Origin of the sequence: Chloroflexus islandicus, assembly GCF_001650695.1 — a bacterium.
Classification (GTDB): Bacteria; Chloroflexota; Chloroflexia; order Chloroflexales; family Chloroflexaceae; genus Chloroflexus; species Chloroflexus islandicus.
The window spans coordinates 105,361-114,637 of sequence record NZ_LWQS01000031.1 but is presented as its reverse complement, the minus strand read 5'-3'; the positions used below and the strand labels follow the sequence as shown (position 1 = coordinate 114,637).

The window sequence follows — 9,277 nt, the reverse complement described above, 5'->3', positions numbered from 1 at the left end:
GTCCCATCGCTGACGTTCAGGATATAAATCTCGAAGTCGCCGTCGCGGTCGCTGGCGAAGGCCAATTGGCGGCCATCGGGCGACCACGTCGGGGCGTCGTCGGTGGCGGGATGGTTGGTCAGGCGGCGGACATTGCTGCCGTCGATGTTCATCACGTAAATCTCCCAGTTGCCGTCGCGGTCGCTGGCGAATGCGATCTGCTTGCCGTCGGGAGAAACGCGGGCGAAGCGGTCGTTGGCCGGGTGGTTGGTCAGGTTGCGGAATGTAACAAACTCAATCTCTACGAAGTCATCGTCATAACTATTATACTGTAGCTGAACTTGGTAGATCTCAGCGTTACCTTGGCAGATATAAACCCAGACAAGGCTTCGTCCATCTGGCGACCATGTAGGTGTTTCGATCTCACAGCCTCCCGTGAAAAAATGATACGCTTGCATTGTGCCGTGCGGCGGGATGGTCAAACGGCGGAGATAGATGCTAGGCGACCCATCACGCATCGAAATAAAGGCTAGTATATTGCCGTCGGGTGAAACGGCGGCATTATATTCGCTGCCTATGACACTCCAGTAATCATAATTCGGTGGAATTGGCGTGCCATCATTGTTACTGTAGCTTACCCGAATCACTTCAGCTCCCGGTGCTTGCTCGCCAGCGTTGGCAGCGATCGCATTGAGCAGATAGATCTGACGGTACTGCGAGTTGTTACGCCGTGAGTCGACGACGAGATATTGTTGGTTTTGCTCCCAACTGCGCCGCCATGAATAGGCGACCGTTTCGCCGTTGTTGAAGGTCAGCCGCTGGCCGCCGCCGTTGAAATTGGCCCGGTAGAGTTCCCAATGGCTGCCGGTGTCGATATCCGAAGCGTAGATGAGAGGAGTGACCGGATCGGGATCAACCCACGGCATACCGAGGTGCGGGTAGCGCCACTGGAAATAGTGCTGACCCACATTGCCCATCTCGACTTGATAGGCGGGCGGATTGTCAGGGGTATACGTCAGCACGCGCCGCTCAAAAAGCTGCACGAGCACATCGCGCTCGGTATCGCCGACAACAGCGCGTGTCCAATAGGGATCAGTGATCGGGTAGCCGATCGCAAACAGCCAATCGACAATCGGGCCGGTGGTAATGCGGCCATTCTCGATCACACGCCCGCGTTGGTTCATGAAATCCCAAAAGATGCGCGGAATGTTGTGACCGGTGATAGTGCTGTATTGCACAATCGTGGTTTCAGGGCGAGCTAGATCAGGTCGATTGCTCACATTACCGCCCCGTTCGATGGTTGCACTGACGCGCTGTTTCAAACGTTGCGGGTCGCGGTAGCCATTATCAGTAGTTGCAACAGTTGCAAAGTCGTGATAACTGGGTGCGATGGGGTTTGTTTTTCGTGGATTCCCGGCTACCGGCACATCTGAACTTCCTATGTCTATAGCGTCAAGTGGATTATCGCTGAATTGCTGGCGTCCGCAAACGAGCTCTTTTACTAAAAGTCCATTGGTGACGATCCCATCAGATGGATTGTTAATCTCCATCCTTGCTTTATCAAAATATTGGACGGTGCGCAGGCTATTTGGACTATTGAGATAAAACTCTCCGTAATCAAACCACGGCGCCGGCCCCCAATACCACGTGCGCCCGCCGCGCACCGCCTCGCTGTCGGTGCGGCTCCAAATCACGGCGAAGCGCGGATCGGCGAACTCGTGGCGATCGGCGAAGGGCGCTGCTGAGAGGAATGTTGTGTTCGTCAGCATGGCAGCGCCTAGTACGAGGATAACGATCACTCGATGAATGAGTCGCATTGCAGCACCTCCGTAGGTAGGAGGGGGTATGGGCAGATGTAAACCTGCCCGTACCCTCGTCCTATTCGCCCGTATGGGGTCATGGGGTGGTTTGCCATCCGGGGGCGGATTGCCATCCGCCCCTACGAATGCTTGGGGACGCACAGCCGTGCGGGGACGCACAGCCGTGCGTCTCTACTGGGCCCACAACGGCCAGCGGTCTTGAGCGGCGTTTTGGGTCACTTGTTGGGTTATGACTCCATCGCTAACGTTCAGGATATAAATCTCAAAGTCGCCGTCGCGGTCGCTGGCGAAGGCGAGCCGGTTGCTATCGGGCGACCACGTGGGGCCATCATCGGTGGCGGGATGGTTGGTCAGACGGCGGACATTGCTGCCGTCGGCGTTCATCACGTAGATCTCCCAGTTGCCGTCGCGGTCGCTGCCAAAGGCGACCAACTTACCGTCAGGCGAGACGCGGGCGAAGCGGTCGTTGGCCGCGTTGTTGGTCAGGTTGCGGATGTTCACCGGCTCAACCCCGGCATAGAGCGTATCAATGTAGTAGTAACGAACATCGGCCCGGTAGATCTCGAAGTTACCCTCGCAGTTTGTGACCCAGAACAGGCTGCGGCCATCGGGCGACCATGTTGGTGTTTCGACGGTGCAGGCTGGGTCATAAGAGGTGATCTGCTGGGCAAAGCCGCGCAGCGGGATATTCAGCCGGCGGAGGTAGAGTTGCGGTGCGCCGGTTCGTTCTGAGACGAATACCATCAGATTGCCGTCAGGCGAAACCATGGCGTTGTATTCACTGCCGGGGGTGGTTGAGTAATCATTATCCGGCGGTGGGAAGGCGCCATCGTTGTTGCTGTAGCTAATGCGGAGGACGCCAGCTCCCGGCGCTCGTTCGCCCGCATCGGCGGCAATCGCGTTGAGGGCGTAGATCTGGCGATAGGTGGGGCTATTGCGCCGCGAGTCAACGATCAGGTATTGTTGGGCCGGATCCCAACTGCGCCGCCACGAGAAAGCAACCGTCTCGCCATTGTTGAAGGTCAGGCGTTGGCCGCCACCGTTGAAATTGGCCCGGTAGAGTTCCCAGTAGCTGCCGGTGTCAATATTCGAGGCGTAGATCAGCGGTGTCACCGGATCAGGTGCGGCCCACGGCGTGCCGAGGTGCGGGTAACGCCACTGGAAGTAGTGCTGGCCGACGTTGCCCATCTCGACCTGATAGCCAGCCGGGTTGTCAGGGGTGTAGGTCAGTACGCGCCGCTCGAAGAGCTGCACCAGCACATCGCGCTCGGTGTCGCCGACCACCGCCCGCGTCCAGTAGGGATCGGTGATTGGATAGCCCATCGCAAACAGCCAGTCTACAATCGGCGCTGTTACGATACGACCATTCTCCATGACCCGTCCACGCTGGTTCATAAAGTCCCAGAAGACCTTCGGAATGTTGTGGCCGGTCACGCTGTTGTATTGGACGATCGTTGTTTCGGGTTTGGCGAGGTCATCGCGCACGCTGAGGTTGCCGCTGCGCGAGATGACAGTATTCACTCGCTGGTTGAGACGCGACGGATCGCGGTAGCCATTGTCGATCGTGGCAATGCCGGCGAAGTCACGATAGCCGGGAGCGATGGTGTTCGCTGCGCGCGGGTTGCCGGCCACCGGCACATCCGACCCTTCGCGATAGCTCACATCGTAAGGATCGTCACCGAGCTGCATGCGCCCGCTAATGAGTTCTTTCACCAGCAAGCCATTCGTGACAATGCCTTCAGCCGGATTGTTGATCTCCATCCGCGCCTTGTCGAAATACTGCACGGTGCGCGCGCTATTGGGGCTTTGCCGGTAAAATTCGCCGTAATCAAACCACGGCCCCGGCCCCCAATACCACGTGCGCCCGCCCCGCACCGCCTCGCCGTCGGTGCGCGTCCAGACTGCCGCAAAGCGCGGGTCGGCAAACGTGGTGCGACCAGAGAAGGGCGCTGCCATCAGTGATGTCGTGCCACTGATCATCAGCGCCACCATCAGGATGATCGCACTCCAGAGAATACGCAGCCGGTTCATACAAGCCTCCTTCGCTTATGCCACTGCTGCTGTTACGTATAGAATACGACGCAAAAATGAGAAAAGTTCCTACATTTTGCTGAGAATTTCGTAGAAAGATAGTGATGGTGGGCTGATAGTTGATAACAGAAGTGATAATATAATTCGTTTTAAGGTTTATAGTACAATTTTTAACAAGTAAAAATTTCGTTAAAAATATGAAGTTTGATGTTTTTATTTTATAATTTGTGCATTTTGGTGCAATTTATTTGGATGTAGACATAAAATCTATTCGATCAGGGATTTTATTTGATTGACTTGCCGTTCAGAGTCATTGGGGGGAATCACAGCTATAGATTAAGTACGATGGAACATCCAGTCTAGCTGTGCATGTGGCGGTAGGCGTCTGAATATCAGGCTGACAGATAGTTGCATAGGGATGTGGTGCGCTTGTTTCGTGTGCAGTGGGACGTTACATACCGTCATCGATGCGCTAGGTAGGTTGGGTGTCAGGATATGGGCCAAGGAAGCGTTCACCGTCAAAGTGGATGATGTGATCAGGATTGTCAGCAATCCAAACTTCCGTTTCCCATGAAATCTGATCTAAAAATCGGCGCATTGTCTTCCGATCGCTGAACGCAGTGACGAAGACTAAACCGGCAGTATCATTCTTAAACAGATCTTTTAGCTCTTTGCGCCGCTTGCCGTCAATTGGGCCGGCGCTGGTGACAGCTTCAATGAGCAGAATCCAGTTGCGACTGGGATCATACACGATCACGTCGGGCATTTTAGCAGCAGAATTGAGCTTGATACCCAGTTCTTCGAGGTAAGTATCATCCCTATATGCGAGACGAGTATCGCCGACGTAAATAACGATCCCGTTCTTTGCGAATCTTGGGCAAAATTTTTCAATAATGTCTTTGATTAGTGGATTCTGACCACCGGGAGATAGATGTATCACTTGGCTAGGCGAGAGATGTATTTGGATGTCTGCTGTTTTGCGCACTCGCTCTAGCTCTTGTTTGATGGTTTCTTGAGCTTTTAAATAATTTGTTAGGGTTTCGTGTCATTGATCAGTGTTGAATGATTGAAGTAGTTGTAGTGTTGCCGGTGAAAGCTGATATACGTATTTACCACTATTTGTCGGTCGATCTGGTTTGTCTGGGTTGGGTACCACTAGACCTGCGGCAACAAAATATTTAACCGCTTCATCGCGAATAGTTTCGCGTGTATTTGGGGCGTATGATTCACCATAGTATTCTTTGATAAAGTCAATAATTCCTTTTATTCCACATAACGGCGCGGTTGCTTTACTCCACAGCAGTTCTGGGGTGAGATTGGCAAGGGCGAGCAAGGTATATCCAGCGATATCGTTTGACTGGCGTGGGCCAAAACCAAGCTGTTGCAGAATCATTTTTGCTTGGGAGAGCTTTTCTTGTCGCATCTTTTCAGGTTTAATCTCGCGTTGACTCATACAATAGCCCCTCAATGATAGCATCAATCTCTGTTTGGGAGAGATTTACTTGATCGATGAGATTGCCAATATATTCCAGCGCTGCCCGGTTCGGATAAGAGAAGGCGCGCAGATCGGCGGCATTGACTTGGGTGTGGCCGCTGAAGGCCCGGAACGCACGATCTGCCCACGTCGAGTTCAGGAAGATCGTGAGTCCTTTGGCGAGCGCAAGCTCGATCCCGCGACCGTTGGCGTGAATATAGTTGACATGATTTTCAAATCCTACGCTCTCAGCAGGTATGCGCCAAGGCTCATACAGCGCCGCTACCAAGCGACGCCGCTCCTCTTTGGCCGTAAATCGTTTGACGACCACGTAGATTGCCGAGGGGATCAACAGGTTGGCTGTTTCGGCGCAACGTTGGATCGCTTGCGGTTTGCGCATGCTTACGTCTGGCCATTGGATTACACCATGTTGCAGGTTGTGCGGGTAAATCAACGGAACGGTCGCTTCGTCCGGTTCAGCGCGTAACCATGGCCGGGCCCGAAAGTCAACCACTCTGCCAGTTGATACCGCTAAACCAAGCTCAGCCAGTGTGGCCGGCAGTCGTTGGCGCTGCCCTTGCGCGCGCAGGATATCTTCGTGTTCCGGGATATGAATCCAGCGATCGGCGCCGGTGGCGCGAATAACCGTATCACTGGGCAATGCTTGCTCGTATATTGGGTGACCGGCAAGTCCATTGCTGCGCGACACCCAGATTGTGGCGCGCGGTTGGGTTGATTTGATCGCGTGCATAATGACGGTTTCTTGCAGCACATCGTCGTGGCGAAAGACGGTGGCGCGTGAGTCAAACGTGTGGAGGCGCTGGATCGCCATCGTGTTCAGCAACTCAGCGCGAAACGGTCGAAAATAGGGGCCGTTGCAGAAGCTGCGCGGAGTAATCGATACGAGCTGGCCGCCGGGAACAAGCAACTGCATAATCAGAGCAAGAAATCCAGCGTACAGGTTGCTCGTTTCGATCCCTGCCGAACGCAGCAGCAAGCGGTAAGTTGAGTCGCTGCGGATTTTGCGATAAGGTGGATTGACCAGTGCAACGTTGAACGGCGGCAGGGCAGCGGCGAAGAGTTCACGGCGTACAATTGGCACTGCCGCGCTGATAAAGTCGGTATGATGGATATCAGCCGTAAATTGTACATCCGCCGCCTCGCACATGCGTTGGCATTCCGCCATACATTGGGCGAGCGGTTGCGTTAAGGCGTGATCGATCTCAAATGCAGTTACATGGATCCGGCGAGTTGGGCCACGGTTTTGGCAAACTCTGCGCACCAGCGCTGCGGTTAAGGCGCCACTGCCTGCACCGGCATCGAGCAGAACAATCGTTTCCGGCAAGGGATCGATCCACGACGCCATCAGATCGGCAATGTGGGGCGGCGTGAAAAACTGCCCCAAGGCATTCCGGTGCGCTTGATCGGTTTCGGGGTCGCAGTTGGCGCGGTTGAGCATAGTGTCCCGTCACTCTTATGTGGTTTGCTACATAGTACCAGCGATCACGATGCCCGCCCAATGATCCGCCGCGCGAGCGCCACCTCTTCCGCGCCAATGGCGCCGATCAGCCATAGCGCAGCGCCGTATACCGGCGGGCCGATCAGGATCGCGCACAGACTGCCGATCCATCCCGGTAACCAGATGATGGCCGGCAGCATCGCGGCGGCCATGGCGAAGCTAGCCAGCGCCGGTTGCCACATCAGCTTCAGGAGTCCCGGCGGTAAGCCTTCGCGATGCAGCACGGGCCGGAAGACGGCGTACAGCACGACTTCCGAGGCAATCGTGATGATCGCCGCCGCCAGTAGAGCATCTGCGGGTTGGCCTAGCCGGATGGCGAGCGGGATCGCGATCAGGTTGGCGGTCAGGTTGAAGACCGCACCGGCGACGAAGGCGCGGGTGATGGCGGTCTGCCGTTCGATGGCGATCAAGACATATTGTAAGAGGCCGTTGGCAAACGAGAGCGGCAGGAACCACGCTAGCACTGCGAGCACCGTCACCGACGGCAGGTATTCGGCAAAGCGGCGACGGGCGAAGATCCAGACCAGATCATCGGCCAGCAGGGTCATGCCCATTGCCAGCGGGAAGGCGATCAAGAGCAGTAGGCGCAGCGTGCGTTGTTGGGCGATGGCTAGTTCGCTGCGCGCGCCGCCGGCTCGCCGTGCCAAGAGCGGGAACACAGCGAAGGTAATGGCTGGCGGCAGTACCAGCGCGATGTTGAGCAATTGGTAGGGCAAGACGTACTGCTGCACCAGCAGATCGGCGTTGCTGCCGCCAAAAGCGCGCACGATGAAGAGGTCGAAGCGAAAGAAGATCACGCTGAGCAGGTTGTTTAGCATCAACGGCAGCGCCTGCGGCACAAGAGCGCGGATCGCGGCGCCATCGAAGCTGAGGGTGGGGGCGAAGAAGGTGCGCACTTGCAACCCGAAAAAGATCACGGCGGTGATTGAGCTGACCAACACTGCTGCCCACGCTAGCCCGATCACGCCCCATCCCAGCGCAAGCACGGCGATGCGGGCTAGAAAGCTGAGCAGTGCCGTCAACACTTCCACCGCCGCCGGCACTTCCATGCGTTCGGCAGCATTGTAGAGCGCCGTCACCGCACCACTATACGCGCTCGGCACGAGGGTCAGCAGCAAGATCCAGATCGCGAGTTGGCCATCAGTGGTGAGCGGTTCGCTCAACCCAACCGCACCGATCAGGTTGTAGCCGGCGATGACCAGCCATGCCACCGGTGCAGCCGCGGCGATGATGAGCAGTAGGCGCAGGGCTAGGGTGACGCCGAACAACCGGCGGGCAGCATCAGGATGGCGGGCCACTTCGCGGGTCAGCAAGATGCCAAGGCCGAATTCGGTAAAGGTGGCGAGGTATTGCGCCACCAGTAGCGCAGCGGTATTGTACGCGCCGAGCGCCGCTGGATCGAGCGCGCCGACCAGCAAAAATAGGATAACCGTATCCAACCCGCGCACGAACATGCGCAAGCCAAAAGTGACGGCGCTGTTTTTAAAGATGCGGCGGGCCGCATTGGCCGGATCGTCGCGGTAAAACCGCTGCCAGAGGAATGCGCCGGCGCTGAGCAGCGCAAGGGCCGCGCCGATGAGGAATAAGACTAAGCCGAGACGGTCGTTCATGGCGGTTGCGTGGTTATGGTTGCTCGACGACCATCACTGATCAGATGGATCGCACCGTCGAGTTTGGGATGGTACAAGTATGGCGCCAGTTGCCGCCGTTCATGCAAGCTAGCTAACGCTGGCTCATCGGCCTCAAAGCCGGAGCTGAAGGCGACAGCGCGAAGGCGCAGATCGCGCAATGCCGGCGTCGTGATCGGGCGTTGCCACGGATAGATGAGCAGATCAATCGTTTGCCCGGCCAATGCGGCAAGGGCCGCATCGCCGGCGCTGCCGCCGTTGTGGATGAGCACACGGGTTGCGCGGTATTCAATCAGCAACACTGCGCCGCCGTCATCACCGTCATTCGTCGCTAATACGTGCAAGCGCGCTCCGCCGAGATTGATCTGTTGCCCGGCTTGCAATGGGCGCACCGGCGTTGCCATGCTGTCCATCAGATCGCGCCATTCTCCCTTGGGCATCGTCTGCGCCAGCGCCAGCGCGGGCCGGTATCGCCGCAACGCCCCCAACTGGCCGGGCAGATTGCGCTCAACAGCGCGGGTCAGCACCGTGGCTGCCAAATGGCGTTGCCAAAACGGCAGATATGTCCCCAAAGCAACCGCCAGATCGGTTGGGTCGCGCCCGCCGTCAATCAACGTAAACGAACCAGCGGGTGATTGGATGAGGATCGCATCGCCGGCAGTCGGGAGCAGGATGACGTGCAACTGGCCGTCGGGACGCTGGAGCCACGCGATGGTGACGAGCGCCCCGATCAGGATGGCGATGAAAAACGCGCGCTGTCGCATCCGGTCGTTCCAATCCACTACGGGAAGGCAACGTGATTATCTATCATGAATACCGCGCGACA

Annotated in this window: 7 protein-coding genes; all 7 read right to left on the bottom strand. The window is 56.7% G+C overall.

The genetic code is table 11. From position 1 onward, the window contains the following. The coding region (locus tag A6A03_RS01815) for a TolB family protein (RefSeq protein WP_066783007.1) at positions 1 to 1,796 on the bottom strand (1,796 nt) is incomplete at its 3' end. Positions 1,797 to 1,970: 174 nt separating this feature from the next. Beyond that, a complete protein-coding gene (locus A6A03_RS01810) occupies positions 1,971 to 3,830 on the bottom strand; it encodes a TolB family protein (RefSeq protein WP_066783006.1) in 1,860 nt (619 codons plus the stop codon). Positions 3,831 to 4,302: 472 nt separating this feature from the next. Next, complete coding sequence (locus A6A03_RS20125) at positions 4,303 to 4,815, bottom strand: BsuBI/PstI family type II restriction endonuclease (protein ID WP_172812272.1); 513 nt, start codon at positions 4,813 to 4,815, stop codon at positions 4,303 to 4,305. A gap of 60 nt (positions 4,816 to 4,875) precedes the next feature. Beyond that, positions 4,876 to 5,283: a hypothetical protein gene (locus A6A03_RS20120; RefSeq protein ID WP_172812271.1), complete on the bottom strand. Its 408-nt coding sequence runs from the start codon at positions 5,281 to 5,283 to the stop codon at positions 4,876 to 4,878. Then, a complete protein-coding gene (locus A6A03_RS01800) occupies positions 5,264 to 6,763 on the bottom strand; it encodes an Eco57I restriction-modification methylase domain-containing protein (RefSeq protein ID WP_066783005.1) in 1,500 nt (499 codons plus the stop codon). The genes A6A03_RS20120 and A6A03_RS01800 overlap by 20 nt, the downstream gene beginning before the upstream one ends. Positions 6,764 to 6,807: 44 nt before the next feature. Continuing rightward, positions 6,808 to 8,433: a flippase gene (locus tag A6A03_RS01795; RefSeq protein ID WP_066783004.1), complete on the bottom strand. Its 1,626-nt coding sequence runs from the start codon at positions 8,431 to 8,433 to the stop codon at positions 6,808 to 6,810. Then, complete coding sequence (locus A6A03_RS01790) at positions 8,430 to 9,215, bottom strand: ComEC/Rec2 family competence protein (protein WP_066783002.1); 786 nt, start codon at positions 9,213 to 9,215, stop codon at positions 8,430 to 8,432. The genes A6A03_RS01795 and A6A03_RS01790 overlap by 4 nt, the downstream gene beginning before the upstream one ends. Between the last annotated feature and the right edge of the window lie 62 nt (positions 9,216 to 9,277).

Bases quoted from the DNA above. Each gene is read 5' to 3' on its own strand.
- A6A03_RS20120 (WP_172812271.1), bottom strand. From the start codon at position 5,283: ATGAGTCAACGCGAGATTAAACCTGAAAAGATGCGACAAGAAAAGCTC.
- A6A03_RS01810 (WP_066783006.1), bottom strand. From the start codon at position 3,830: ATGAACCGGCTGCGTATTCTCTGGAGTGCGATCATCCTGATGGTGGCG.
- A6A03_RS01790 (WP_066783002.1), bottom strand. From the start codon at position 9,215: ATGCGACAGCGCGCGTTTTTCATCGCCATCCTGATCGGGGCGCTCGTC.
- A6A03_RS01795 (WP_066783004.1), bottom strand. From the start codon at position 8,433: ATGAACGACCGTCTCGGCTTAGTCTTATTCCTCATCGGCGCGGCCCTT.
- A6A03_RS01800 (WP_066783005.1), bottom strand. From the start codon at position 6,763: ATGCTCAACCGCGCCAACTGCGACCCCGAAACCGATCAAGCGCACCGG.